The sequence below is a fragment of the Caballeronia sp. J97 genome, assembly GCF_905220305.1.
Taxonomy (GTDB): domain Bacteria; phylum Pseudomonadota; class Gammaproteobacteria; order Burkholderiales; family Burkholderiaceae; genus Caballeronia.
On record NZ_CAJMZL010000011.1, the window covers coordinates 19,237 to 44,979 of the forward strand.

Sequence of the window (25,743 nt, forward strand, 5' to 3'; positions counted from 1 at the left end):
GCATTTTCAGGTCGTGATCCAGTTGGTGTGCGCCGTGAAGACCGATCCGAGCACGGCGGGCAGGTAAGGATTGGGAACGGGCACCGGCTTGCCGTCGACGATCACGAGGCCCATGCGCTGGGCGACCGAAACATGCGCGCCGATATCCTGCGGAAAGGCGAAGGGTCCGCGCGGGCCGGACGGACGCAGCGAGAAGGGCGCTTCCGTCCACGGCGAATGCGACTTGCCCAGAAAATCCGGGTGCAAGGACCACGGCGGCAGCTTGAGACGCACGCCGATGGACGGATCGGCCAGGCGCTTCAGCATCCATTCGCACGCGATATCCGAAAGCCCCGATTCATTGCCCGGATAGCCGCCGCCCACATCCGCATGAGCGCCGGCGAACAACACCTGCGTGATGCCTTCGCGCGTATCCCAGAGGGTCGGCGTGAAGTCGCCGCGTTGCTCGTCGAGACTGATCGCATGGATGCCGAACTTCACCTTCGGACTGAGCGCGGTGTCGGCGAAGCGGAACAGATCGACCGTCGAGTCCTCGCTGTCGAGATAAAGCGGAATGCCGAGCGCGCCCACCGTATCCCATACGCCGATGGCCCGGATTTCATCGACGGGCACGGTGTCTTCGGGCTGCAACTTCGTGAACGCGAGCGACGGATCGAAATTGACGATCTTCTCGAGCAGGCCCTTGAGGCCGCCGCTTGCCGCGTGCGCCGGCGGCCGCGACTCGCGATACTTGCGCCAGGCGAGAATGCCCATGCGGTACGCGAGCGCCTTGTCGTTGATGTCGTATCGGCTCGTGTCGAGCAGGCCGACGCTCGCGATCATCCCGCCGAGCGCGCGCGCCGTGTATGCGCCGCGGCTGAAGCCCATCAGGATGATGCGGTCGCCCGGCTGGTAATGGCGCGATATGAAGGTATGGCCACGCACGATGCGCGCGATGATGCCATCGCCGAATGCGCCGCCCAGCAGTTTCGTGATGACGTTGCGCGAGTCGCCCACGCCGTGCAGATATTTGGCGACCTGTCCGTCCGGCCCCGGCTCCGCGATCTCCTGCTCGGAGGCGAGCAGGGTCGAGGCGGGATCCGGCTCACCGGATAACAGCAGAAATGCTTTAAATACGTTGGTGGTATCTGGAATGCCGTCGTTGTCGTGATCGGTGTTCGGACCGTTCCAGGTTCCATCCGCGCAGAAAATGATGTTCTTGCTCATGATTCACCTTCCTCTCCCTCGTGACGCCGCAAGTGCTCACTCAGTATTTCTTAGTTTCTCGCGGGTCACTCGGCAAGCCGCGCGTCGTCTGCGAACGACGCTTTGGCCGAAAGTGCCTATACGATTTCGCGGGCACGGTGACGCCATCCCGCTCGGGCGCGCAGCCCTCCGCGCAACTTTACTTTTGCGAAAATCCGCGTATATAGACGAAACACTCTTGAATCAGACGCAACGATGAAAGTCACTCTCGACGAGCTTCAGACCTTCGCGACGGTGGTCGACACCGGTTCCATCACGGCGGCGGCCGAGCAACTCGATCAGACGGTTTCAGGCGCGAGCCGCACGCTCCACCGGCTCGAAGAGAAACTGCAGACGACTTTGTTGCGCAGGACGACGCGGCGTCTCGAACTGACGGAAGAGGGCAAGAGTTTTTTGCAGCGCGCAAGAGAGATCATCGATGCGGTGGAGAGCGCCGAAGAGCAGATCGCCGCGCGGCGCGAACGGCCTTCGGGACTGTTGCGCATCGATGCCGCGACGCCCTTCATGCTGCATGTGATCGTGCCGCTCGTCGCGGGATATCGGGAGCGCTACCCGCACGTCGAACTCGAGTTGAACAGCAACGAAGGCGTGATCGATCTGCTGGAACGCCGTACCGATGTCGCGATCCGCATCGGCAGGCTGAAGGATTCGACGCTGCACAGCCGTGCGATCGGCAGCAGCCGGATTCGCGTGCTCGCGACGCCGCAATATCTGGAAGCGCATGGTCATCCAAAGCGCGTCGACGAGCTCGCGAATCATGCGCTGCTCGGCTTCACCCAGCCGGAATCGCTCAATGTCTGGCCGCTGCCGGGACGGGATAACGAGTCTTATCGGATCACGCCGGCCATTGCTTCATCGAGCGGCGAGACGCTTCGGCATCTCGCGCTGGAAAGCGCGGGCATCGTGTGCCTGTCGGACTTCATGACGCTGCGCGACCGGCGCGAAGGCAGGCTCGTGCAGATCCTCGCGCGTTACACGCAGGAAGTGCGGCAGCCGATCAACGCCGTCTACTATCGCAACACGGCGATCTCCGCGCGCATCGCTTCGTTCGTCGACTATCTCGCGCAAGCCGTGCAGACCACGGAATTCGCGCTGACGGGTCATCGCCGATGACGCCGGACTAGCGAAGCGGAGATGACCGGCATGTTCGGAGTCCGAATGCCGGATCGACCGTCGCACGGCGCGCGAGCACCCCCCCACCGTGGGGAGGTGCGCGACGGGTGCCGTTCTCCACACTCCATTGCGTTGTCCCGATTTTCGAGCCGCGGCGTTGTCCTGCCGGAAACCGCAGTCCTCAGTCGATCGTCCGTGGCGCGCATCCCCGAGGAGAGACCAGCATGCCGCATTCCGCAGCCGAACGCCTGCCGGCGCCGCGATATCGTTGCGCCCGTGTTCCCGCCTGGCCGACAGAATCGCGCACGTTCCCCGACGGCACCGTGGTGCTGTCGTCGTCGCCCGCGCCGGCGGTGCCCCAAAACGGCTTCGCCGATTTCGCGGCGTACTGGGCGCAGCGGCGCGGAGCAGCGCCGGCGTTCAGCGAACGCGATGCCGATGGCGCATGGCGCACGATCGCCTGGGCGGAACTCTGGCGTCAGGTGAAAGCCGTCGCGGCGGCGTTGCTCGATCTCGACCTCGGGCCCCGCCGTCCGATCATGCTGCTGTCGGGCAACGCCATCGAGCAGGCGCTGCTGCTTCTCGCGGCCGAGTATGCCGGCATCCCCACGGCACCCGTCTCGCCGGCGTATTCGCAGGCGGGCCGCAGTTTCGAAAGACTGAAGGACATTTTCGGCCTCGTGCGTCCGGCTGCGCTCTTCGTGCAGGACCGGCCCGCGTTCGACCCGGCCATCGCGGCACTCGGCGCGTCCGGCTTGCCCGTCATCGCCGTGAACGGCGCCACTGATATCCGTCATGCGTGGTCGACACTCGCCTCGACCGAGCTGACGCCGGCGCGCGTCGCCGCACTCGCCCGCGCGCGCGCCGCCAACCATCCCGCCGACACGCTGCGCGTGCTCTTCACGTCGGGGTCCACGGGGGCGCCGAAAGCGGTGACCGCGAGTTACGGCAACCTGAAGGATGCGACGGCTTATCTGGCGTATCTGTTCGGCCCGCTCGCCGAGCCGCAGCCGGTTTTCCTCGACTGGATGCCGTGGCATCACACGATGGGCGGCCTCGTATCGTTCGGGCGCACGATGGTGACGGGCGCGAGCTATTATCTCGACGACGGCTCGCCGCAACCGGGGCGCTTCGAGCGCACGCTGCGCAATCTGCGCGACGTCTCGCCGACGATCTTCAGCAGCGCGCCAGCCGCATTCGCGATGCTCGCCCACGCACTCGAGCGCGATGAGGCGCTCGCGCAAAAACTCTTCGCGCGGCTCGTGAGCTTCGGCTACGGTGGCGCCAGTCTCGCGCGCGACGTCTGGGAGCGCATCCAGCGCGTCGCCGAACGCACGGTCGGCGAGCGGATCGCGTTTCGCACGTCGCTCGGCGCAACCGAGACGAACGGCATGGGAACGTATCCGGCGTCGCCCTCGGGCGATCTGGGCAACGTCGGCGTACCGGGTCCTGGCATCGAGACAAAGCTCGTCCCGCTCGCAAGCGACGACGGGCGCTACGAGCTTCGCCTGCGCGGCGGTTCGATCTTCGAAGGCTACCTCGATGCGCCCGAGCTGAGCGCCGCTGCATTCGACGAAGAGCGGTACTTCCGTTCAGGCGATGCCGTGCGGCTCGCCGATCCTCGCGATCCGCTGCGCGGCTTGCTCTACGCCGGACGTATCGCCGAAGACTTCAAGCTCGCGAGCGGCACGTGGGTCCGCACGGGCCACGTGCGGCTCGCGCTGCTGGAGCAATGCGGTCCGCTGCTCACGGACGCAGTGATCTGCGGCCACGACCGCGACTATGTCGCGGCGCTGGCATGGCCGGATATCGCGGCCTTGCGGCGTCTTGCGCCCGCGCTCGACGGACTCGACGCCGCCGCGCTCGTGCGGCATCCGCTTGTGGTTGCGGCGCTGGCCGAACGTCTGGGTGCGCAGGCGGGCACGGGCGCGAGTCTCGTCGTGAGGCGCGTGCTGCTGATGGCCGAGCCGCCGTCGATCGATGCCAATGAGATCGCGGACAAGGGCTACGTCAATCAGGCCGCCTGCCGGATGCGACGTGCGGAGCTGATCGAGGTGCTTTTTCAAGATATGCCCGAGGCTTACGTCGCCTGTCTTCGCTGAGTCGGCCGCGGGATCGCGTTCTGGTGCTCGAACCGGGCACGCGTGCGAGCCCGGTTCGACGTATCACGACATGCAGGCGACGTGAGGAGCGGGCTCACTGCGGTATAGCGCTTCGACGAGGTGCGCGCGGCGCGTGCGTGCGATGGCCTGATTCACATATCCCTTGTCGGAGATCTCGCCCGCGTCCATCGACGGCGGCTCTGCCATCAGCATCACGCGTTTCACGGTGACGCTCGCGCCGGTACCGTGAGCGGCCCCCACGCGCGCCCGAATCGCTTCGATCACGAGCGGATGCGTCACGAGGGCTTGCGCATCCAGCTCTGCGAGCTCCGGCGCCAGCGCACGACAGGCGTTCAGGTTCGGCCAGGCGAGGGCGGTCACATAGCCGCGGTCGTGACCGCAGATGATCGCGTCGTTCAAAAGCGGCGCGCATCGCTCGACGAGACCGAGGCGCACCGCGCCCGTCAAGACCCACGTGCCGTTCCCGAGCTTGAAGTCTTCCGCGACGCGCCCCGCGAATTGTAGGCCGCCGGTGGGATCGCCGGGGACGGCGAGCCGCACCGCATCGCCGAGGCGGTAGTAGCCCTCATCGTCGAAAGCGGCCGCCGTCAGATCGGGCCGCTTGATATAGCCCGCGAACACGAACGGGCCGCGCATGCGGATGTCGTAGCGCCCGTCGCCGCCTTCGAGGGGCACGAGCTTCACCTCGGCGCCAGGCATCGGCACGCCGACATTGCCGGGCGCGTCGGTCGGCCAGCTGCAGAAGACGCCCATGCCGCTGGTTTCGGTGCAGCCGAGTCCCGAGCAGAACGTGATGCGCTCGCCGACCGTGCGCTCGGCCACGATTTCGATACGCTCGCGCACGTCGCCCGGCAGGCTCGCGCCGCCATAGCTGAAGTTCATCACGTGCGCGAAGACGCTGCGTGCGAGCTCGGGATCGCGTTCCAGCTCGCCGACGAGCATGCTCCACGCGGACGGTACGCTGGTCAGCACGGTAGGCGAAATTTCGCGCAGGTTGCGCACGGTTCGCTCGAACTGTCCCGGCAGCGGACGGCCGTCGTCGATGTAGTACGCGCCGCCGAGCGTGATCGTGCGCGTGAAGTTGAGCAGGCCGCCCAGGCCGTGATGCCACGGCAGCCAGTCCAGAAAGACCGGTTGAGGCTCGACCAGCGCGCGAAACATATCGGCGTAGTAGTCGGCCACGGTCTGCATGTTGCCGTACGAAAGGGCCACGCCCTTGGGAATTCCTGTCGAACCGGACGTGAACAGCACGCGCCCGGTTTGCCCGGCGTCGATGTTCGCGCGCGCGGCGGCGAGCGCTTCGCGCCGCGCAACGGTGAGTTCGGTGCGAACGAGGTCGGTCCAGCCGATCTGCCCGTTAGCGGCGCCATTGACTGCAATCACCGGCACTCGCGTGGCCAGGTGCGCGTTGATGTCGCCGAGCGCGCGTGCGAACTGTGCCGCGTCCTGCACGAACACGGCGGCGGGCGGCACGAGATCGACCACGCTCTTCAGGCGCACGAAATCCTTGCTGACGAGCGAGTAGGCCGGCGAGACCGGCGCGGTCGGGACGCCCGCGTATTCGGCTGCCAGCAGCACGACCGCCTGCTCGACCGAATTGCCCGAGAGCAGCATCAGCGGCCGGTTTTCGTCGAGCCCCAGTTCGAGGAGCGCCGCGCCGACGGACCGCACTTGTTGCCAGAGCGCAGTCCATGACAGCGTGCGCCATGCTCCCGCAGCGTCACGCTCGGCGAACGCGATGGCATTGCCGCGCCGCTGCGCCCAGTCCCGAAGAAAATCAGGCAACCCCTGTTTGCCGCTGGCTCGCAGCGGAGCCTCGCAGCGCAGGATCAGGCTGCCGTCCGCGCGGCGCTCGACCGACGTGGGCCGCTCCGGAAACTTCGGCGCGCGCCAGATGCTGTTCGTGCCTGCCGCGCTACGGGCCGTGCCTTGTTTGATGCTTGCTGTCTGCACTTGTCTCGTCTCCTGATTCTGACTTGTTCTTTGTCGATCGTTTCGTACGTGACGCGCGACGGAACGCGCAGAAAGACGCGCACGTGGTGCTCATCCACCGCGTCGCGCCAGTCTTTTTGTCGCGTCTATCGTTTCGGTATCCTATCAGTTAATTCGCGCGCGTGTGAACTACGCGGCTTGTCGGGCACGTTCACGTGAGATCCCGGACCATCGCCCGACTCGGATGAAGGGTGTGCGCACTGGAGAGCGTCCAGCCTGCAAACTTGGAAGCAGACTACCCGGAGCGTCCGCGGATTTGGATAAATGTTTCGATATCTTGAATTACGAATCACGTCAAAACCGATGGCGGGCGCTATGATGCTTTCGCACGTCGCAAACTTGGTGGAGTCCATGCTCTCATGCCGCGCCCCCGTCATCCGGATCCCGATTTCGCCACGACGCTGGCGCATGGACTGGCCTTGCTTCAATGCTTCCGGGTGGGCGAGACCACGCTGAGCAACAAGGCGCTCGCGGAACGCACGGGCCTGTCCAAGGCGACGGTGAGCCGGCTCACATATACCCTCGCCGCGCGCGGCCTGCTCCAGTACGACGTCGATCTGCGCCACTACCGGCTCGGCTCGACGGCGCTGTCGCTTGCTTATCCGCTGCTGGCGGGCATGAAGATTCGGCAGATCGCGCGGTCACGCATGGCGCGCCTCGCCGATCGCGTGGGCGGCCCCGTGTCGCTCGGCATGCGCGACCGCCTGCAGATGGTCTATGTAGAAACCAGTCGCGGCCACGAATCGAGCGCCTTTCGGCCCGACATCGGCGGCTCGCTGCCTATGCTCGCCACAGCCATGGGCCGCGCGTGGCTCTGCCAGGTTCCGGCTGCATTGCGCGCAACGGTGCTCGAAGCGCTGCGCGAAGCGGACGCCGAACAATGGCGCAGCCAGCAGGCGGGTTGGGCGCAGGCCGGACAGACCTTCGCGGCGCACGGCTACTGCGTGTGCGAGGCGGCGTGGCTGAGCGACGGGTATGCCGTCGCGGTCCCGATGCGCCGGGAAGTCGATGGTGAGATCCTCGCGTTCAATTGCGGCGTGCCGCGCGCGCGTCTGACGCCCGGCAAGCTCGAGCGGGAAATAGCGCCGCTGCTGCTGCACATGGTGCGCGAAATCGAAGCCGAACTGGAGCGGCTGTGACCGCGCGCCTGCCGTTGTCGCATGCAGACGAGGAAACGCCCGTGATCGAGCCGGATCGTCAATTCGCGAGCACGCTCGCGAGCGGCCTCGACATCCTGCTCGCGTTCCGGGTGGGCGACACGATTCTCGGCAACAAGGACTTCGCCGAGCGCACGGGCCTTTCTCGTCCCACCGTCGCGCGGCTCACGCACACGCTCACTGAGCTCGGCTATCTACGGCGCGACGCGGTGCTCGGCAAATACCGGCTCGGCGCCGCCGTGCTGTCGACGAATTATTCGCTGCTTGCGGGCCTGCATATCCGCCAGATCGCGAAGCCGCTGATGAAGACGTTGGCCGATCGCATCGGCGGCGCGGTCTCGATCGGGCTGCGCGACGGCACCCACATGGTTTACGTGGAGACGGCGCGTTCGACCGAGCAGATCGCGTTCACGCCCGACATCGGCGCAACGCTACCGATGCTCACCACGTCGATGGGACGCGCCTGGCTGTGCCGCGCGGGCGCGAGGGAGCGCGACGAGACGCTCAACCGGATCAAGCTCATGGATCCCGTGGCGTGGCGCCGCCATGTGCCGCAATTGCCGGCCATCCGCGGCGCGTTCGAGCAGCGCGGCTATTGCGCGTGCCGCGCCGAATGGCGAGACGACGTCTATGGCTTCGCGGTGCCGCTCGGCCGCCCGCTCGAAGGGCGCCTGTTCGTGGTGAACTGCGGCGTGCCCGTCGACGGCATGACGTTCGCCGCGGTAGAAAGCGCGGTGGCGCCCCAGCTCGTCGCGCTGGTGCAGGAGTTGGAGACGCTGCTCGGCATGCGTTGAAACGTCGCCGGGCAGCAGGCGCGACAAGCGCGAGATGCACGACCGGGCTTTTCGTCGAACGAGGAGGATATTTGGACTACCTAAGGAAATTCAGGGAGGAGACGCGCGTCTGGCTCGAAGCGAACTGTCCGTCGGAAATGCGCGAGCCGATGCTCGTCGACGACGACATCTGCTGGGGCGGCCGCAAGTTCCAGTACAGATCGCCGGCACAGCGCCAGTGGCTCGAGCGCATGGGCGAGCGCGGCTGGACCGTGCCTGAGTGGCCGCGCGAATATGGCGGCGGAGGACTCACGCGCGACGAAGCGAAAGTCCTGCGCGAAGAAATGCAGGCGCTCGGCTGCCGGCTGCCGCTCGAGAGCTTCGGCATCGCCATGCTCGGCCCGGCGCTGCTCAAGTATGGATCGCACGCGCAGAAGCTGGAGCACCTGCCGCGTATCGCGCGCGGCGAGATTCGCTGGTGTCAGGGCTATTCCGAGCCGAACGCCGGCTCCGATCTGGCCGCCATCCAGACGCGCGCCGAGGACAGGGGCGATCACTACATCGTCAACGGCCAGAAGGACTGGACCTCGCACGCGGGCAAGTCGGACTGGATCTTCTGTCTCGTGCGCACCGACTTCAAGGCGTCCAAGCACACGGGCATCAGCTTCGTGCTGTTCGACATGAACACCCCCGGCGTTAGCACGCGCCCGATCACGCTGATTTCCGGGAAGTTGCCGTTCTGCGAGACATTTTTCGACGACGTGCGCGTCGAAAAGTCCAACCTCGTCGGCGAAGTCAATGCGGGCTGGGATATCGCCAAGTACCTACTGACGTACGAGCGCGAAATGATCGGCGGCAATGCCACGGGGAGCGCCGGGGGCGTCAATCCGCCGTTGGGCGCCACGGCCCTCGCCGCGATCGGCTGCAACGCGCGCGGCGAGTTCGACCCGAGACCATCCTTGTCAGGCTGTTGATGTCCATTCATTGCACGCGCTGCAACGGCGGCGCCTTCCATCGCCCATCAAGCGCTTCCGGCTTCGGCCAGTACACACGCAACGCAGTAAAGAACGGGCCTCTCGGAGCAGGCAACCAGTTGGACTGCTTGTCAGGTCCAGGAGAATCCGACTGCACATACAGGGTCAGGCCGCCGTCTTTGTCACGCTTCAGTTCCTTCAACATCGGCGAATTGATCAGATAGCGATTGAGCGGGTTAGCAGCCAGCAGCATTGATGGCAACTCGTACATCGTGAGTGACCAGAAAGCATTGGCTGGCGGCAACTGATCTCGCGCAAAGCGCAGCTTGTACCGATATTTCGCACCATCGAGCTTCTCGCCAGCAGAATCAACGAAATACGCCGGGTAAATCGCTTCTTCTTTTGCATTGCCCCAGATGCCGCGCACGGTCCCGGCCATCCGGTAGATGTACTTGTCCTTAAGGAATGCCCGGCTACCGAATACGTCCGAACTACCGATCTCGCCCGCATCCGCGCGTTTGTTGAAATCCGCCAGTGCGGCCCATGCATCGGCCATCCCCGCCTCGACTGCTTTCCTGATCTCCGGTGACAACGTGCGCGAATCAAAGCTTCCGTTTGCACCGATCCCAAGCTTCGCGAAGCGGGCCATCAGACTGGTCTCGGACGGATGCGTAGGGCAGAGACGCAAGACGAAATTCAATTCGTCGAAAAACGCGGTGGACGTCCTCTCCTCTTCCACCGACAGCGGCTTCATGAAGTCGATCGCCGGCGCGGGGGGTGGCGCCTGCATCCCGAGGAACTTCGAGAGCGGCTGCACCTTGTATCCAGCCTGGATCTTCTTGACGTTCTCAAGGTCTGCAGCGTTGAAAAGCTGCGTTCGATAGAAGATGAATGCGAGCTCTGTTTCGCAATGAATGACTTTCTTGATGCCCGGAGGCTTCGTACCTTTCCAGTGCGGTCCGGCAATCAGGAAATTGCCCGCTTCGTTTCCCGTGCTCCGGGAGCCGATGTACGAGAAGATGAACGTATAGAGATCGTTGCATTCCGCCGAGTAGTATCGCCCCTTATCGATCGCAGGCATGGTCAGCACCATTGGCTCCGTGCGAAGGTCCAACCCAAGCTCCGAATAAGGTGTATCCGAGTTCGGCGTCTGCATTGCCTTGTCATCGGCAGTGAAGACATGCGCCGTGTTGTGAACCTCGTTCCATGGTCCCTTATAGTCCGGGCTGTTCTTGTCGACGAAATAGGAATAGAGAATCCGGTAGCTATCGACGATCGGATAGCCGTAAATGTAGGCATCCTTCGCGATCGCGCGTGCCTGTGCTGGCGTCAGTGATCCTGCGAGAGCTGTTGCGGGCATCAATGCGCTGCCGATCACATACGCCGGAACCCCGATTGAAGCCGCGAGCAAGCTGCGCCGCATCGCACCACGTGGTGCCAGCGATTCGCCTTCCTGTCGATTTCCGTGGTCATGGACGCCGGGGCTGCAAGAGTCTTGCTGAACCTGCGGATGAGATAAGATATTGATTGGCTTTGACACGATACCCCTCTATCGGCTAGTTCTTCTTAGTTTTGCTTGCTTGCTTGCAAACAAGCATCTGTCGAATCATAGCAGGGAAGATTGACGCCGTGGGCCGCCCATCCTCGCTGGGCGCGAATCTATCGATTTTTTTACGGAAATTAACGGACAGGCTTTCCGGCAATGATTCATTACAAAGCCAGCCGCCTCCAATTGGTACATCCAAGTGATGCTTCGCATCCCAAAATGCAACACACAAAAACGGACAGCAGGCCGTCGGCCTGCTGCGTTGCCCATCATGACTGCGCTGAACCTGTCACCAGTCAACTCAGCCGCCTTACCTCGTGCTCCTGATGAAGCACACGCATGCTTCATGCTGCACTCCGTCGCTTTATGGTCCTACGCACCGTCCCTCACACGACTACCCGCTGGTTCTCGCGCGGGCTCGACTACTCGGCCATCCGTCAGGATAGCTCTACGCCACCATCGTCGCCTTGACGGCTCCCTTCACCATATCGACTACTTGGCTGGCGCGGCGCAAGCAGCCGTTGCACACGTGGACGACTCTCCAGCCTGACCCTGATGGTTGTTCGTGCCGAGCCGGTCGCGGTTTGGAGTTGCAACTTGCCGACGACATGGCGCGTTCCCCTTGTAGGCATCTCGATCGCATCTGCTGCAGTAACACACGCCTGGTTCACGCAATGATCGGTGTGATCGTTGCCGTCCCCAACACAGCGCGGTGCTGGTTGCGGACAATTCCATCGCATCGATCGTGGAATTATTGCGCCTGTTGTCACGGGCTATTTGATCAAGGACAGCGGTCACGCCGCCAGCTTTGAAGCAGCCTTTGCATTGTGTGTCGGCTTGACGATGTCGGTGGCATCGTAGGGGCATCGGTCGCGAAACCCTCAAGGGTAGTCGAGTTGCTTCGACGGCTACGATCTGCACCGCTCCGGGGGAACGTCCGTGTCTGCGCGGTCAACCGCAGGTATTGCGGGTAGTCAGCCCGCATCCACGATCGATCGCAATAAGTCGGAGTCGGCGATGACATAGTGCGAGTAGGTTTTCCTGATCGCGCCTTCGCTTTCCAGTTGCCGTAACTCGCGGTTGATTATCGGCCGCGAGCAGCCGAGCATGAACGCAAACTCCTCCTGGGAGAGCTTCAGCGAAATCGCCGTGCCATCGGGCGACGGCAACCCATAAGGCTCGATGAGTTGCAGCAACAGCGACGCACAGCGCTGACGCAAGGTCAGTGTTGCATTTTCAACCAGCCGCGAGTAGCTGGTGCGAGAACGCAAGCAAAGCACGCGCATCAACCGATTCAGCAGCCTTGGCTCCGCGGCTACCAGCCGCTGAAATGGCTCCCGCCCAATCAGGAGCACCAGGACATCCGTGTGTGCGACGGCATCATGAATGGCGCCCTGCCCATCGACGAACGGAATCAGGTTCATCAACTGCCCGGCTTGCAGGTGCCCGAGTATGTGACGCTTGCCGACATTGGTGGCGCTGACCTCTAGCACCCCCTCGATCACGACACATAGGCTTTTTACGGCATCGCCACGGTGTGTCAGCGTAGTGCCTCGCGCCAGCACGCGCAAGCGAGCCTCGCTACGAAGGCTCTCCATCGAAGCCGCACTGCAATCTGCAAACCATGGCGTCTGGCGTAACACCTGCGCGCTCAACGCGGCATTTCTTTCGCGCGCTGCATCTGTCATGTTTTTTACAGATATTAAAGAACCGCGTTCATAGAATTGGGCCACGTAACGATTCAGATAATGGAGGAGTCCACGATGCCGAAGGAACAGGGTGCCAGCGCAGCTGGCGTCATTGGCGCACTCAGACGCGCCAAGCTAAGTCATTTTGTGACAGTGCCGGATTTTGTGCAACTCGCGTTGCATCTGGCCATCGAACGTGGAGATAGCGGGCTGTCGCTCGTTCGCACCGCTAACGAGGATCAGGCCGTCTGCACGGCCGCAGGGCTCACCGTGGCCGGAAAACGACCCGTGATCGCCGTCCAGAATCAGGGGTTTTACGCATGCGTCAACACCGTGCGCGCCGTGGCACTCGATGCGCGCATTCCCTGTTTCTTCCTGATCGGGCAATTCGGCCGCGAGACATCCAACTTCGGTGCTGCCTCGACCCAGTCGCGCCGCCGCGTCGTGAACCTGCTCGAACCCATGCTCAACACACTGGGCGTACCGTTCTGGTCGCTCGATAGCGACGATGACTTGTCGTTGGTAGAACAGGCGCTGGATGCCGCCGATAGCCGTCGAGGGCCTGCGGCGTTGATCGTGAACCGCCCGCTTGCCTGGAGCCGGGAGGTCGCGCAATGAGGATCGCAGAAGCTTGCCGGTCGATCGCCCGGGCCGCCGACGGACGTGTGATCGTTGCGACGATGAGCGCCATGCACGGAATGGATCAGCTCGGCTTGACGGAGCGGCGATTGAGTTCGGTTCCGCTGATGGGAGGTGCGGCATCCCTCGGCTTGGGGCTTGCACTGGCACGACCCGACGTCGGTGTGATTGTCGTCGATGGCGACGCCAGTCTGCTCATGCAACTCGGCGTGCTGGTCACCGTCGCGGAGAACGGTCCGTCCGGCTTCGTTCACGTGGTGATCGAAAATGGCGTGCAGTTTGCCGGCGCGTGCGCTCTGGCAGTACCTGGTGCCGGGACAGTGGATTTCACGGCTGCGGCACTGGCCGCCGGCTACAGGCAGGCGTACCGGTTCAAGGATGCCTCGGCTTTCGAGGCGGCGCTACCAGGCTTGCTCGACAAGCCCGGTCCGACTTTCATCACCCTGGAAGTCGATCCCGAGCCGTCGCGCTACGGCCCCGATGCGCCGCTCCCGGAGATTCCCGACCGGCAATTCGAGCGCATGTGCGTGGAAGCGGAACGACTGAGCGTCTGGTACGCGAATCATCGAAATGGGATCATCGCATGACTCAAGCAGAATACTTCGACTATGTAGTCGTGGGCGCTGGATCGTCCGGCGCCGCACTGGCCACGAGACTCGCTGAACGTAGCAAGGGCAGCGTGCTGCTGCTGGAGGCGGGCGCCAGTCGCGAGAACGACTTCTGGGTGCGCGTGCCCATTGGTGTCGCGAAGTTGCTGCACGACGAGGCTTACGTCTGGAAGTTCTTCACGGAGCCGCAAATGCAGCTTGCGGGGCAGAAGATCTACTGGCCGCGAGGGCGCATGCCCGGAGGATCGAGCTCCGTCAACGGCATGATCTACGTGCGCGGCGAGCCGGCGGAGTTTGATCATTGGGCAAGCCTCGGCAACGCCGGCTGGGACTACGCGTCGCTCTTGCCCTATTTCAAGCGACTGGAAAGCGCGATGCTGGGCGACGATTCGCAGCGCGGACGGCATGGCCCGATCTCCATTTCCTCCGTGCAAAACCTCGACCCCAACCCACTCTCCGATGCCTTTATCGAGGCTTGCGCAAGCGCCGGCATTCCGCGCGCGACCGACTACAACGGCGGCGAGTACGAAGGCGTTAGCTATCTTCAGCTTTCCGTCGGCCGAGGCCGACGTTGCAGTACGGCCATCGGCTATCTCCATGGCCGGCGGCATGCGAACCTCCGATTGGTCACGGAAGCGAACGCGTCGCGCGTGATCCTGGAGAATGGACGAGCCATGGGCGTCGAGTACAAGCATGAAGGACAGACTAAGCGCGCCATGGCGGCGCGGGAAGTCATTCTTTGCGCTGGCCCGGTAAAGTCGCCGCAACTGCTGGAACTCTCCGGCATCGGTAATGCCGACAAATTGAAGGATCTCGGCATCTCCGTACAACACGATCTCCCGGGGGTCGGAGAAAACCTGATCGATCACCTGCAATCGCGCATCACGTTCGCCTGCGCACGTGCGATCACGCTCAACGAAATCATGGCGAGTTCAATGCGGCGAAGGTGGATGGGGTTCAAATACATGCTGACGCGACGAGGCGTGATGTCCACACCAGCCAACAGTGTCCATGCGCTGGCGCGCACCTGTCCCGATCAGACCAGGCCGAGCGTCAAAATTCAGATTTCCCATGTCACCGGGGCCGACCGGTATGCCAAGGGCAATGGCCTCGACATGTTTCCCGGGTTCGGCGTGGGCTTCTTTCAACTCCGTCCGGAATCACGGGGCCGCATTCACATCCGGAGCAGAAATCCCGAAGACGCACCTGTGATCGAGCCGCGCTACCTGACCGCGGAAGCCGACAGGATCACTATCCTCGAAGGCCTGCGCCTTGCGCGAGCCGTGTCGCGGCAGCCGCACTTGGCTAGCCTGATCGTGCGCGAGACCCGACCGGGCCCTGACCTTCAGGACGATGCAGGCCTGCTCGACTACATCAAGACTTCCGGGCAGACGAGCTGGCACCCGATCGGCACATGCAAAATGGGGATCGACGACATGGCAGTCGTCGATCCCCAACTTCGTGTGCGTGGTGTGACAGGGCTTCGTGTGGCCGATTCGTCGATCATGCCAACCATGTGCTCGTCCAACACAAACGCTGCGTCGATCATGATCGGAGAGAAAGCAGCGGATCTGATTCTTTCGCAACACGAACTATCGGGGTACGGAGTAATGCTCCCGAGCTGAAGGTTGGCTGCATACAGCAGGCGCAGAGCAAGAAGTCCAGCGCCTGCTGTAGTCCGAGAGGGTTCTGCAAGGACCTGCGAGTACGATCGATTCGTGGCCAGCGAATCGAGCCCGCGCTCGAGTTCCGTACGCTCTTGCGCCTTCGCCTCGACCGACGCCGTCTGATTGTGCGCGAAGATCAGGCCGTTCTTGACGGCGGGCAACTCCTGATGATCCACCAGCCACTGTTCGAAGAACGCCTTCGGCACGTGCTCGGTGATGCCGAAATCCGCCACCGCATGGCGCGAATGGCTACCGGCAAGGGTGTCATGCGGGCATCCATCTCGATCAACCCGCCCGATTGCAGCGCGAGCGCGTTGAACAGCGTCTGGATGTCCGTGTAGATCTCGTTGGCAGTGGCCGTCAACGCGCCATTGGTGACCCACGGTCCTGACGCATTGGCGTTGAACACGTTCGCGCCGGGCGTGAGCGACGGCGACAAGCGTGGGTCGTTGAGCAAGCCGTAGTTCTGCAAGCCCGCGATCCCAAAGAAGTAGCTGTTGTTCTGGAACTTGCCGAGCACGATCGCCGAGGCGATGTTCACCCGCGCCACAAAGTCGATCCTTTTTCTTTATCTTGAACGCAGGGCGGCCGCATGCGCTCTTTCCGTTCGCACTACCCGATGAGGGTGGCCACACGAAAACGCCAATCTGACTTACTAAGCAAGCGCTCGTCTTCGATGCCGGAAGACGACCGAGCGACATGCGTCAGAGACAACGGAGACAAAACGTGGGTGTGCTCAGTGGAATTCGCGTCCTCGAATTCGAGGCGATCGGCCCCGCTCCATTCGCGGTGATGATGCTCGCGGATATGGGCGCGGACGTCCTGCGCATCGACCGGCCTGTCGAACCGGACGACCTCGGCCCGAAACGGGCGGGCAAGCATGTCAACGTGGTCGGGCGCGGCCGGCGCTCCGTGACGCTCGACCTCAAGGAGCCGCAGGCCTGCGAGGCCGCGCTCAAGCTGATCTCGCGCGCGGATGTGTTGATCGAAGGCTTCCGTCCCGGAACCATGGAGCGTCTCGGTCTCGGGCCGCAACAGGCGCTCGCGTGCAATCCGCGACTGGTCTACGGCCGCATGACCGGCTGGGGGCAGACCGGTCCGCTCGCGGCGCGCGCGGGCCACGATCTGAACTACATCGCGCTCTCGGGCGTGCTTTCCGGCATCGGCCGCGATGCGCAAGGCGCGCCGACGCCGCCGCTGAATCTCGTCGGCGACTACGGCGGCGGCGGGATGTTGCTGGCGCTCGGCGTGGTGGCCGCATTGCTGAACGTGCAGCGCGGCGGCGAAGGCCAGGTTGTGGATGCCGCAATGATCGACGGTGCGGCGCAACTCGGCTCGGTAGTCTGGGGAATGCTCGCGTCGGGACTCTGGCGCGAAGAGCGCGCCAGCAACCTGCTCGACGGCGGAACACCCTGGTACGACAGCTACCGCACGCGCGACGGCGGCTACATGGCGGTGGGCGCCGTCGAGGCGCGCTTCTATGCTCAGTTGCTGGACAAGCTCGGCCTCGCCGGAGAAGACCTGCCGAAGCAGCATGATCGACATGGCTGGCCGGTCTTGCGCGAACGTTTCGAAGCGGTGTTCCTGACTCGCACGCGCGACGAATGGTGCGCCGTGTTCGAAGGCAGCGACGCCTGTGTCGCCCCGGTCCTGAGCTTTTCGGAGGCGCCGCGTCATCCGCAACATCGGGCGCGCGGCAGCTTCGTCGAGTCGGGCGGCGCGATGCAGCCGGCGCCCGCACCGCGCTTTTCCGTGACGCCTTCGAAACTCTCCGCCCCCGCGCCCGCACGCGGCGAAGGCGGTCGCGATGCGCTGCGCGCCTGGGGCTTCGACGAAGCCGCCGTGGCCCGGCTGCGCGAGAAAGGGTTGGGTTGCGCCGTCTGAATCCCGTTTGAAACTCCTTTAAACCGTGAACGCGCGGCCAGCGCGATGGACCGTCACGCTTGTCCGATTCGGGGAAGACGTGTGCCGCACTCCGTTACGGGGCGCCTTAATATCCCGGCTTGTCCGATTTCCGGCCACGATTTGTCGCATCAAGTGAGCCGATGCAAGCGAACGGCGACAGCCAGAACGTTCTGGCAGACCGTGTGTACTCAAGGTGAGGATGCTCGCGAGCCGCAAGAGACTCATGCCGATTCGCTCAGATGCCGTTCGAGCCAGAAGACGAACACCGATGCGAGCGGCGAATCCGCGCGTTCCGGCGGCCGCACGATGTGGTACGGATGCCGCGACGGCACGGTAGCCTTGAACGGCCGCACCAGCGTGCCCTCGACGAGATCGTCGCGCACGGAGATGCTGTCGCCGAGTGCGACACCCTGACCGTGCAGGGCGGCCTCGACCGCGATATGCGCATTGCCGATCTCCAGAATGCGCATGCGTTCGGGATGTTCCACCTTGGCTTCCATGAGCCAGCGCATCCACGAACCGGCATGCTCGCAGAACAGCGCATAGTGGCGCAGGTCGTCGGGCGTGCGGATCGCCTTCGGGCCGTTCATCAACGCGGGACTCACCACCGGATACAGCGACGGATGCTCGATCAGCGTGACCGAGCGGTCTTTCCAGTGCGCATCGCCGTAGCGGATGCAGACATCCACGTCAGCCGAATAGACTTCCTTGTCGTCGTTCGACGGAATCAACTTCAGCTTGATCGACGGATAGCGATGCAGAAAGTCGCCGATATGCCGCGCGAGCCAGCGCGAGGTGAACGAGAGCGGCGCCGACACGACGAGATCGCCCGCGACGACGGTCTCGCCCACCTTCGCGACCGCCGTGGCGATCATCTCGAACGCGCCGCGCACCGAGGGCAGCAGGGCTTCGCCCGCCGGCGTGAGCTTGAGCCGTGCCCGCGAGCGAATGAACAGGTCGACGCCGAGCGATTCCTCCAGCACGCGCACCTGATGGCTGACCGCGCTCGCCGTGACGTTCAGTTCCTCGGCGGCCTTGGCGACGGTGGCATGGCGCGCGGTCGCCTCGAAAGCGCGCAGGGGATTGAGCGGCGGCAGGCGGCTACGCATGATCGTTCGACAGTCTCACGGTCGAGATGCTGAGAAAAATTTCATTAAAGCAGGTTCAAAATCTCGCTACAAACAAAAAAATTGTAGGCCTATGCTCGTCGTGAACTCAACGTGACGAGGACGAGGCATGAAGGTGACGGAAGGGACCGAACGGCTGTGGGGCGGACGTTTCAGATCGGCGCCCGCGGCCGAGCTCAAGGCGCTGTCGCGCTCCGAGGAAAGCTTTTTCAGGCTCGCGCCGTATGACCTGGCCGGCTCGAAGGCGCATGCCCGCGAGCTGCAGCGGGCGGGCATATTGAACGCAGACGAACTGCGAGACCTGCTGAAGGAAATGGAGCAGGTGCGCGCCGAATTCTTCGAAGGGCGGCTTGCGCCGTCGCCGCACGACGAGGACGTGCACACGTTCCTCGAGCGCGTGCTGACCGAACGGCTCGGCGCGGCGGGCGCGAAGCTGCGCGCCGGACGCTCGCGCAACGACCAGGCCGCCAACGACCTGCGCCTGTTCCTGCGCGACAAGGCGCGCAGGATCGCTCGCGACGTGATCGCGCTGCAGGATGCGCTCGTCGCTCAGGCGCAGGTGCATCTGCGCAGCTACAGCACGGGCTTCACGCATCTGCAGCCGGCGCAGCCCGTCGTGTTCGCGCATCAGTTGCTGGCGCATGCGCAGGCGTTCTATCGCGATGTCGATCGCCTGATCGACTGGGACCGGCGCAGCGCGCGTTCGCCGCTCGGCGCGGCGGCGCTCGCGGGCTCGGCCATCTGCGTGAATCCGGCGCTCTCCGCAAGCGAGCTCGGCTACGACGGACCCTGCGAGAACTCCATCGATGCCGTCGCGGCGCGCGATCACGTCGCCGAATTCCTGTTCGTCGCGAGCATGCTGGCGGTGGACTTGTCGCGTCTCTCGGAGGAAGTGATTCTCTGGACCTCGTTCCAGTTCCGCTGGGTCGAGCTCGACGACGGCTACGCGACCGGCAGCTCGATCATGCCGCAGAAGAAGAATCCGGACATCGCGGAACTGACGCGCGGCAAGGCGGGGCGTCTGATCGGCAATCTGAGCGGCTTGCTCGCGACGCTCAAGTCGCTGCCGCTCGCGTACAACCGCGATCTCGCCGAAGACAAGAACGCCGCGTTCGACGGCATCGACACGCTCGCGCTCACGCTGCCCGCGATGGCCGGCATGATCCGCACGATGCGCGTGAACGTCGACGAATTGCGCAGGCAGGCGCCGCTCGGCTTCACGCTCGCGACCGAAGTGGCCGACTGGCTCGCGCTCGAAGGCATTCCGTTCAGCGAGGCGCACGAGATCACCGGCGCACTGGTGCGGGTGTGCGAGGAACGCGGCATCGAGTTGTCCGACGTAACGGCCGACATGCTCGCGGCGGTCGATCCGCGCCTTCATGCGGACGTGCTCGATCGTCTCACGCTCGAAGCCGCCGTCGATGCACGCAGTGGTTTCGGCGGCACGGCGCCGGCGCGCGTCGTCGAGCAGATCGATCGCCTGAAGCTGGCGCTCGCGCGGCAGAGCGAATGGGCCAACGAATACGGAGGTCCGACATGTTGAGCGCAGCGGAGCAGACGCAGCATTCGATGACGGCGGAGCCGCCGCCGGCGCTCGAGCGCGTGCGTCGCAGATATTGGGGCCGCTATGTGGCGTCGGCGGCGATCGTCGTCGTGATCGGATATATCGTCGCGGCGTTCGCGCGCGGTCAGATCGAATGGCAGACGGTCGGGCGCTTTCTCACCGCGCGCACGATCCTGACGGGCCTCGTCAACACCATCGTCATGACGATTCTCGCAATGGCATTGGGCATCGCGCTGGGCGTCGTCACGGCGGTGATGCGGCTTTCCAGCAATCCGGTGCTGAGCTCCATCGCGCAAGGCTATGTATGGCTCTTTCGCGGCACGCCGGTCATCCTGCAACTGCTCCTGTGGTTCAACCTCGCACTCGTGTTTCCGACCATCGGCATTCCGGGCGTGTTCGCGCTGCGCACGGTCGATGTGATGACGCCGTTTCTCGCGGCGCTGCTCGGGCTGGGCATCAATCAGGGTGCATATACGTCGGAGGTGGTGCGCGCGGGGCTGCTGTCCGTCGATACCGGGCAATACGAAGCGGCGAAGTCGATCGGCATGCCGCGCCTTCAGGCACTCCGTCGCGTCATTCTTCCGCAGGCGATGCGCGTGATCGTGCCGCCGATCGGCAATGAGCTCGTCGGCATGGTCAAGCTCACGTCGCTCGCGAGCGTGATCCAGTACGCGGAGATGCTGCACAACGCGCAGAACATCTACTACGCGAACGGACGCGTGATCGAGCTGCTGATAGTAGGGGCGATCTGGTATCTCGTCGTGGTCACGGTGCTTTCGTTTCTGCAGACGCGCGTCGAGCGGCGCTATGCGCGCGGCGCGGGCCGGGCGTCGAGCCGTCAGTGAGGAGACACGCATGAATCCAATCGTACGCGCATCGGATGTGCGCAAATCGTTCGGCGAGTTCCAGGCGTTGAAGGGCATCACGCTCGATGTCGCCGAGGGCGAAGTGCTGTGCATCATCGGGCCTTCGGGCTCGGGCAAGAGCACGTTCCTGCGCTGCATCAACCAGCTCGAAACGATCAGCGAAGGATCGCTCTGGGTAAAGGGCGAATTGCTCGGCTATCGGCAGTCGGGCAACAGGCTTCATGAACTCTCGGAGAAGGAGATCGCGCGGCAGCGTCTCGCGACCGCGATGGTCTTCCAGCGCTTCAATCTCTTCCCGCACATGACGGCGCTGGAGAACGTGATCGAAGGCCCGGTGCATGTGCTGAAGCGGCCGCGCGGGGAAGCCGTGAAGGAAGCGCGCGCGCTGCTCGAACGCGTGGGGCTCGGCCACAAGTGCGATGCGTTTCCCGTTGAGCTCTCGGGCGGCCAGCAGCAGCGGGTGGCCATCGCACGTGCGCTCGCGATGCATCCGCAACTGCTGCTGTTCGATGAACCCACGTCCGCGCTCGATCCCGAACTGGTCGGTGAAGTGCTCGCCGTCATGCGCGGTCTCGCCCGAAGCGGCATGACCATGATCATCGTCACCCACGAACTGGGCTTCGCGCGCGAAGTCGCGAATCGCGTCGTATTCATGGATCAGGGGCAAATCGTCGAGGCCGGACCGCCGGAGCAGCTCTTGTCCGAACCGCGCCATGCCCGCACGCGCGATTTCATTTCCGCGGTGCTGGCTTGAGAACGTCCGAAGGTCATTCAATCAATCGATTCCAAAGCGAGCGTTTCATGAAAGCCACTCTTCGTTTGCAAAGTCTCTGTGCATTGTTGTGCGCCGCCGCCTTGCTGCATGTCGATGCGGCCAGCGCGCAAGCGTCCACGCCGGGGAAGAAGGAAATCGTCGCCGCGGTGGTGCCGAACTATCCGCCGTTCGAGTTCAAGGACCCGGAAACCGACAAGCTGACCGGCTTCGACATCGATCTCGGCGAAGCGCTCGCCGCGAAAATGGGTGTGAAGATGGTATGGCAGGAGACGAGCTTCGATCAGATGCTGAGCGCGCTCGCGACCCGGCGCGTCGATATCATCTTGTCGGGCATGACGGATATTCCCGAGCGGCGCGCATCGGTGAACTTTCTCGACTATCTGAAGAGCGGTCCGCAGTTCTATGCGCTGAAAACGCGCGCGGGCGATTTCCCCAACATGGATATGTTGTGCGGCAAGACGATCGGTTCGAGCCGGCGCACGTCGTTTCCGACGAACATCAAGGCGTGGAGCGACGAACATTGCGTGAAGACGGGCAAGAAGCCGATCGCGGTGGTCGGCACCGATGGTTCGTCGGATGCGCGCATGCAACTGCGACAGGGACGGCTCGACGCAGCGGTGCAGGGCGGCGAGACCATGCCGTACCAGAACAAGATCGATCAGAACGCCTATGTGACGATAGGCGCGCCGTTCATGTCGCAATACATGGGCGTCGGCATGGCGAAGGACAACACGGCCGTCAACGACGCCGTCACGAAGGCCTTCGATCAACTGATCGCAGACGGCACCTATCAGAAGATTCTCGCCAAATGGGGCTTGCAGGAACAAGGCGTTCAAAAGGCGCTGATCAATGCAAGCAACTGATACACGATCCGCGAGGCCGCGCTGGCCCGATGGCGAGCGCTCGTGCATCGCGCTCGCGTTCGATCTCGACGGCCCGACCGGCAGCGCCATGCTCGACGGCTCGATCTGGCGCAATCCCGCGTACTTTACGCTGGGCGCCTATGGGCCGTGGCGCGCGCTCGGCAGGATTCTCGATGTGCTCGGCGAGCGCGGCGTGCGCGCGACGTTCTTCATACCCGCGTGGGTGCTGGAGAACTGGCCGTCGCAATGCCGCGAGATCGTGCGCGGCGGTCATGAAGTCGCGTATCACGGCTACCGGCACGAAGCGTTCTGGACGCTCGCGCCGGAGCGCCAGCGCGAGGTCATGGAGATATCGAAACAACGGTTCGAGCGTCATCTCGGCGTGCGTCCGGTCGGCTTTCGCACGCCATCGGGCGACTGGACTGCCGAGACCGCCGGCATTCTCGCGGAGTTCGGCGTGCGCTATTCGAGTTCGATGCGCGGCGACGATCGTCCCTATGTGCTCGATGCGAAGAGCGGCCTGATCGAGATTCCCGCGCGCTGGGAGCTGGACGATTACGCGTCGCTTGCTTATCAGCGCAGGCCGGACTTTCCGGCGGGCCTCGATCGCATCGCGAGCTACGAGACGACGCTCGACAACTGGCGGCGCGAGTTCGACGGCTCGCACGAAGAGGGGCTTTGCATGACTACGCTGTTTCATCCGAAGGTGTCGGGCAAGCCCGGGCGCATCGCGCTCATCGAGGGCTTGATCGATCACATGCTCGCGGCGGGCGACGCATGGTTCGCGACCGGCAGCGAAGTCGCCGACTGGTGGCGGTCGAGCGGACAGGCAAGCGATCAGGCAGGCACATGACGAACGATGCGAAATGGCCGGGCGGCGCCCGCGCGGCCGTGATTCTCACCGTCGATTTCAACGACGATCTCGGCATTCGCACGCGGACGCCGGCTATCGAGAGCCGCGAGAAATCGCTGTCCGTGTGGCGGTATGGCGCGAAGCGCGGCGTGCATCGTCTGCTCGAAACACTCGCCGAATACGATGTGCCTTCGAGCTGGTTCGTGCCCGGACAGGTCGTGCGCACGCATCGCGATCTCGTCGAGCGGATCGACGCGGCGGGCCACGAAATCGGCATCAGCGGCGATGCCTGCGAGGACTTCGATGCGCTCGATCTCGCGCAGCAGAAGCATGCGTTCGACAGCGGCCATGCCGCGCTCACCGCGGCCCTGGGCCGCGCGCCCGTGGGCTTTCGTCCGTTCATCGGCAACTGGGCGCCGGGCTTCGCCGCGCATTTGCACGCGCGCGGCATCGCATGGACTTCGACGTGGCATGGCGACGACCTGCCTTACTACCATCGCGATGCGCCGCTGATCGAATTGCCGTTGCACGCGGAGCTCGAAGACGAGCCTTACTTTGCGTTCAATCTCGCGCCGCCGGTGCCGGTCGGCCAGTCGCGCATTGCGTCGTATCGCGAAGTGCTCGGCAACTGGACGCGCGACTTCGAGGCGTTTCATCGCTTCGGCCTGTGCTTCGTGATGCGGCTGCATCCGGAGATCATCGGGACGGCGGGGCGCATCGGCGTTCTGCGGACCTTGCTCGCGACGATGCGCGCACGCGGCGATGTCTGGTTCGCGACCGGCGCGCAGGCTGCGTCGTGGTGGCGCGAGCGATGCAATGCCAACGAATCGGGACATCCGGTCGAGATTTTCGAGCGTCACAGGAACACCGTCTTATGAACAAGCGAGAGCACTTTCTATCGGACCGGCTCGCGAACTTCATCGCGGATTCGTCGTTCGACGATCTGCCGCATGAGGTCGTCGAGAAAGCGAAACGGCATCTGCTCGATACGCTCGGCGCGGCGCTCGCGGGCGCGCGCACGGAGCCGGCGCGCGCCGCGCGCTCGGCGATGGATTCGACGGGCGACGACATCGTATGGGGCACGTCGCGACGCGCGCATGCACGCGATGCCGCGTTCATCAACGGCGTCGCGGCGCATGCGCTCGAACTCGACGATTCCGGCGGCTGCGATCACTCGGGCGCGGTCGTCGTGCCGGCGGTTTTCGCCGCGCTCGGCCGTGTCGGGCGCCCCGTTTCCGGTCGGGCGTTGCTGCATGCGATCGTGCTCGGCTATGACACCGCGCGGCGCGTGCTCGAAGCGTGCGGCGGCTATTCGGCGCACAATGCGCGCGGCTGGCATTCGACGATGACCTGTGGCGTGTTCGGCGCTGCCGCCGCCAGTGCGCGCGTGCTCGGTCTCGATGCGCGCGGCATCGGCGCGGCGCTCGGGCATGCGGCAAGCTTCGCGGGAGGACTCTGGGGTTTCATTCACGACGGGTCGCAGACCAAGCGCCTGCATTCCGGACGCGCGGCGGAAGGCGGCCTCACGGCCGCGTTGCTCGCGGCGCAGGGGCTGAGCGGCGCGACCCGCGTTTTCGAGGACGTGTGGGGCGGCTTCCTGCGCACGTTCGCGCCCGATTCGGGGAATCCCGAAGCGCTCGTCGCGGAGCTCGGCGCGAACTGGAAGATCATGCGCTGCTCGATCAAGCCGCATGCATGCTGCCGCAGCATTCATTCGGCGCTGGATGCGCTCATCGAACTGACGAGCGGCGGCCCCGTCGCGCATGTGCGCGTGAGGCTCAGCGAATTCGTTCACGGGATGTGCGGCGGCCGCGAGCCGGTCAATCTGGCATCGGCGCAAATGAGCATGCCCTACGCGCTCGCCGCCGCGGTCGTGTTCGGCAATGCGGGCATCGACGCGTTCGTCGGACGCGCGCGCGGGGACGAGCGCGTCGCGTCGATGATGCATCGGATCGTCCTCGAACCGGATGCATCGCTCGCCGATCTCGACGAACCCGAAGTCACCGTCACGTACGCCGACGGCACGGTGCGCTCGCTGCAGGCGACGATCCCGCTGGGCGACCCGCGCCGTCCGCTCGACGATCCGCAACTGCTGACGAAGTACCGGAGCCTCGCGGCCGATGTGATCGGCAACGACGCAGCCGATTTGCTGGCACATGCCGTGTTGAACGTCGAAGCATGCGCGGACGCGAACATGCTCGAACGCCTGCTCGTGGGACGCACCGGGTCGTACGAGATCGAGATCAGCTAGCGGGCACGAGGACG

At 64.2% G+C, this 25,743-nt stretch carries 22 protein-coding genes; 16 read left to right on the forward strand and 6 right to left on the reverse strand.

The genetic code is table 11. The features are described from left to right. Window positions 1–6: 6 nt before the first annotated feature. On the reverse strand, window positions 7–1,206 hold the full coding sequence (locus U4Y90_RS16060) for a DUF2235 domain-containing protein (RefSeq protein WP_321795879.1): 1,200 nt from the start codon (window positions 1,204–1,206) through the stop codon (window positions 7–9). 234 nt (window positions 1,207–1,440) lie between these two features. Here U4Y90_RS16060 and U4Y90_RS16065 point away from each other — a divergent pair, with 234 nt between their 5' ends. Both U4Y90_RS16065 and U4Y90_RS16070 read left to right on the forward strand, forming a co-directional pair. Next, window positions 1,441–2,358, forward strand: coding sequence for a LysR family transcriptional regulator (locus tag U4Y90_RS16065; RefSeq protein ID WP_321795881.1), 918 nt, complete (start codon window positions 1,441–1,443; stop codon window positions 2,356–2,358). Window positions 2,359–2,582: 224 nt separating this feature from the next. Continuing rightward, a complete protein-coding gene (locus U4Y90_RS16070) occupies window positions 2,583–4,460 on the forward strand; it encodes an AMP-binding protein (RefSeq protein WP_321795883.1) in 1,878 nt (625 codons plus the stop codon). Window positions 4,461–4,523: 63 nt separating this feature from the next. Here U4Y90_RS16070 and U4Y90_RS16075 read toward each other — a convergent pair whose 3' ends face one another. Then, window positions 4,524–6,434, reverse strand: a complete 1,911-nt coding sequence (locus tag U4Y90_RS16075; RefSeq protein ID WP_321795884.1) for a feruloyl-CoA synthase — start codon at window positions 6,432–6,434, stop codon at window positions 4,524–4,526. Window positions 6,435–6,832: 398 nt separating this feature from the next. Between U4Y90_RS16075 and U4Y90_RS16080 the strand changes: the two genes are divergently transcribed. The 3 genes from U4Y90_RS16080 to U4Y90_RS16090 all read left to right on the forward strand — a co-directional run bounded on the left by U4Y90_RS16080 (window position 6,833) and on the right by U4Y90_RS16090 (window position 9,377). Then, window positions 6,833–7,612 (forward strand): IclR family transcriptional regulator, encoded by a 780-nt coding sequence (locus tag U4Y90_RS16080; RefSeq protein WP_321795885.1) that lies wholly within the window; start codon window positions 6,833–6,835, stop codon window positions 7,610–7,612. Next, window positions 7,609–8,424 (forward strand): IclR family transcriptional regulator, encoded by an 816-nt coding sequence (locus tag U4Y90_RS16085; protein ID WP_321795887.1) that lies wholly within the window; start codon window positions 7,609–7,611, stop codon window positions 8,422–8,424. Before U4Y90_RS16080 ends, U4Y90_RS16085 begins: the two co-directional genes overlap by 4 nt. Window positions 8,425–8,495: 71 nt before the next feature. Then, on the forward strand, window positions 8,496–9,377 hold the full coding sequence (locus tag U4Y90_RS16090) for an acyl-CoA dehydrogenase family protein (protein WP_321795889.1): 882 nt from the start codon (window positions 8,496–8,498) through the stop codon (window positions 9,375–9,377). A 7-nt stretch (window positions 9,378–9,384) separates the two neighbouring features. On the opposite strand, the gene U4Y90_RS16095 is transcribed toward U4Y90_RS16090, so the two are convergent. Both U4Y90_RS16095 and U4Y90_RS16100 read right to left on the reverse strand, forming a co-directional pair. Beyond that, window positions 9,385–10,917 (reverse strand): DUF1254 domain-containing protein, encoded by a 1,533-nt coding sequence (locus U4Y90_RS16095; protein WP_321795891.1) that lies wholly within the window; start codon window positions 10,915–10,917, stop codon window positions 9,385–9,387. A 980-nt stretch (window positions 10,918–11,897) separates the two neighbouring features. Further along, the gene (locus tag U4Y90_RS16100) at window positions 11,898–12,656 is read right to left on the reverse strand and encodes a Crp/Fnr family transcriptional regulator (protein ID WP_321795892.1); all 759 of its coding nucleotides are present in this window, start codon (window positions 12,654–12,656) and stop codon (window positions 11,898–11,900) included. 30 nt (window positions 12,657–12,686) lie between these two features. On the opposite strand from U4Y90_RS16100, the gene U4Y90_RS16105 reads away from it, so the two are divergent. From U4Y90_RS16105 to U4Y90_RS16115, 3 genes are read left to right on the forward strand one after another with little or no spacing between them, the layout of a single operon-like run. Then, a complete protein-coding gene (locus U4Y90_RS16105) occupies window positions 12,687–13,229 on the forward strand; it encodes a thiamine pyrophosphate-binding protein (protein ID WP_321795893.1) in 543 nt (180 codons plus the stop codon). Continuing rightward, window positions 13,226–13,837 carry a thiamine pyrophosphate-dependent enzyme gene (locus U4Y90_RS16110; RefSeq protein WP_321795894.1) on the forward strand — a complete coding sequence of 204 codons (612 nt, stop codon included), beginning with the start codon at window positions 13,226–13,228 and terminating at the stop codon, window positions 13,835–13,837. The genes U4Y90_RS16105 and U4Y90_RS16110 overlap by 4 nt, the downstream gene beginning before the upstream one ends. Next, window positions 13,834–15,483 carry a GMC family oxidoreductase gene (locus tag U4Y90_RS16115; RefSeq protein WP_321795895.1) on the forward strand — a complete coding sequence of 550 codons (1,650 nt, stop codon included), beginning with the start codon at window positions 13,834–13,836 and terminating at the stop codon, window positions 15,481–15,483. The genes U4Y90_RS16110 and U4Y90_RS16115 overlap by 4 nt, the downstream gene beginning before the upstream one ends. Before the next feature lie 178 nt (window positions 15,484–15,661). On the opposite strand, the gene U4Y90_RS16120 is transcribed toward U4Y90_RS16115, so the two are convergent. Further along, complete coding sequence (locus U4Y90_RS16120; RefSeq protein ID WP_321795897.1) at window positions 15,662–16,075, reverse strand: hypothetical protein; 414 nt, start codon at window positions 16,073–16,075, stop codon at window positions 15,662–15,664. A 176-nt stretch (window positions 16,076–16,251) separates the two neighbouring features. Between U4Y90_RS16120 and U4Y90_RS16125 the strand changes: the two genes are divergently transcribed. Beyond that, entirely contained in the window at window positions 16,252–17,409 is a 1,158-nt protein-coding gene (locus U4Y90_RS16125) for a CaiB/BaiF CoA-transferase family protein (RefSeq protein ID WP_321795898.1), read from the forward strand. Between the two features lie 242 nt (window positions 17,410–17,651). Here U4Y90_RS16125 and U4Y90_RS16130 read toward each other — a convergent pair whose 3' ends face one another. Beyond that, complete coding sequence (locus U4Y90_RS16130; RefSeq protein WP_321795899.1) at window positions 17,652–18,539, reverse strand: LysR substrate-binding domain-containing protein; 888 nt, start codon at window positions 18,537–18,539, stop codon at window positions 17,652–17,654. Window positions 18,540–18,666: 127 nt separating this feature from the next. On the opposite strand from U4Y90_RS16130, the gene argH reads away from it, so the two are divergent. Genes argH through U4Y90_RS16165 form a run of 7 tightly spaced genes read left to right on the forward strand, consistent with a single transcriptional unit; the run spans window position 18,667 to window position 25,729 of the window. Next, window positions 18,667–20,100 carry an argininosuccinate lyase gene (gene argH / locus U4Y90_RS16135; RefSeq protein ID WP_321795900.1) on the forward strand — a complete coding sequence of 478 codons (1,434 nt, stop codon included), beginning with the start codon at window positions 18,667–18,669 and terminating at the stop codon, window positions 20,098–20,100. Further along, window positions 20,094–20,966, forward strand: coding sequence for an amino acid ABC transporter permease (locus U4Y90_RS16140; RefSeq protein ID WP_415749362.1), 873 nt, complete (start codon window positions 20,094–20,096; stop codon window positions 20,964–20,966). Before argH ends, U4Y90_RS16140 begins: the two co-directional genes overlap by 7 nt. A 10-nt stretch (window positions 20,967–20,976) precedes the next feature. Further along, window positions 20,977–21,741 carry an amino acid ABC transporter ATP-binding protein gene (locus U4Y90_RS16145; RefSeq protein WP_321795902.1) on the forward strand — a complete coding sequence of 255 codons (765 nt, stop codon included), beginning with the start codon at window positions 20,977–20,979 and terminating at the stop codon, window positions 21,739–21,741. A 47-nt stretch (window positions 21,742–21,788) separates the two neighbouring features. Next, the gene (locus U4Y90_RS16150; RefSeq protein ID WP_321795903.1) at window positions 21,789–22,625 is read left to right on the forward strand and encodes an ABC transporter substrate-binding protein; all 837 of its coding nucleotides are present in this window, start codon (window positions 21,789–21,791) and stop codon (window positions 22,623–22,625) included. Then, on the forward strand, window positions 22,612–23,478 hold the full coding sequence (locus tag U4Y90_RS16155; RefSeq protein WP_321795905.1) for a polysaccharide deacetylase: 867 nt from the start codon (window positions 22,612–22,614) through the stop codon (window positions 23,476–23,478). Before U4Y90_RS16150 ends, U4Y90_RS16155 begins: the two co-directional genes overlap by 14 nt. Continuing rightward, window positions 23,475–24,356, forward strand: a complete 882-nt coding sequence (locus tag U4Y90_RS16160) for a polysaccharide deacetylase (protein ID WP_321795907.1) — start codon at window positions 23,475–23,477, stop codon at window positions 24,354–24,356. The genes U4Y90_RS16155 and U4Y90_RS16160 overlap by 4 nt, the downstream gene beginning before the upstream one ends. Further along, window positions 24,353–25,729 carry an MmgE/PrpD family protein gene (locus tag U4Y90_RS16165; protein WP_321795909.1) on the forward strand — a complete coding sequence of 459 codons (1,377 nt, stop codon included), beginning with the start codon at window positions 24,353–24,355 and terminating at the stop codon, window positions 25,727–25,729. Before U4Y90_RS16160 ends, U4Y90_RS16165 begins: the two co-directional genes overlap by 4 nt. Window positions 25,730–25,743: the final 14 nt, after the last annotated feature.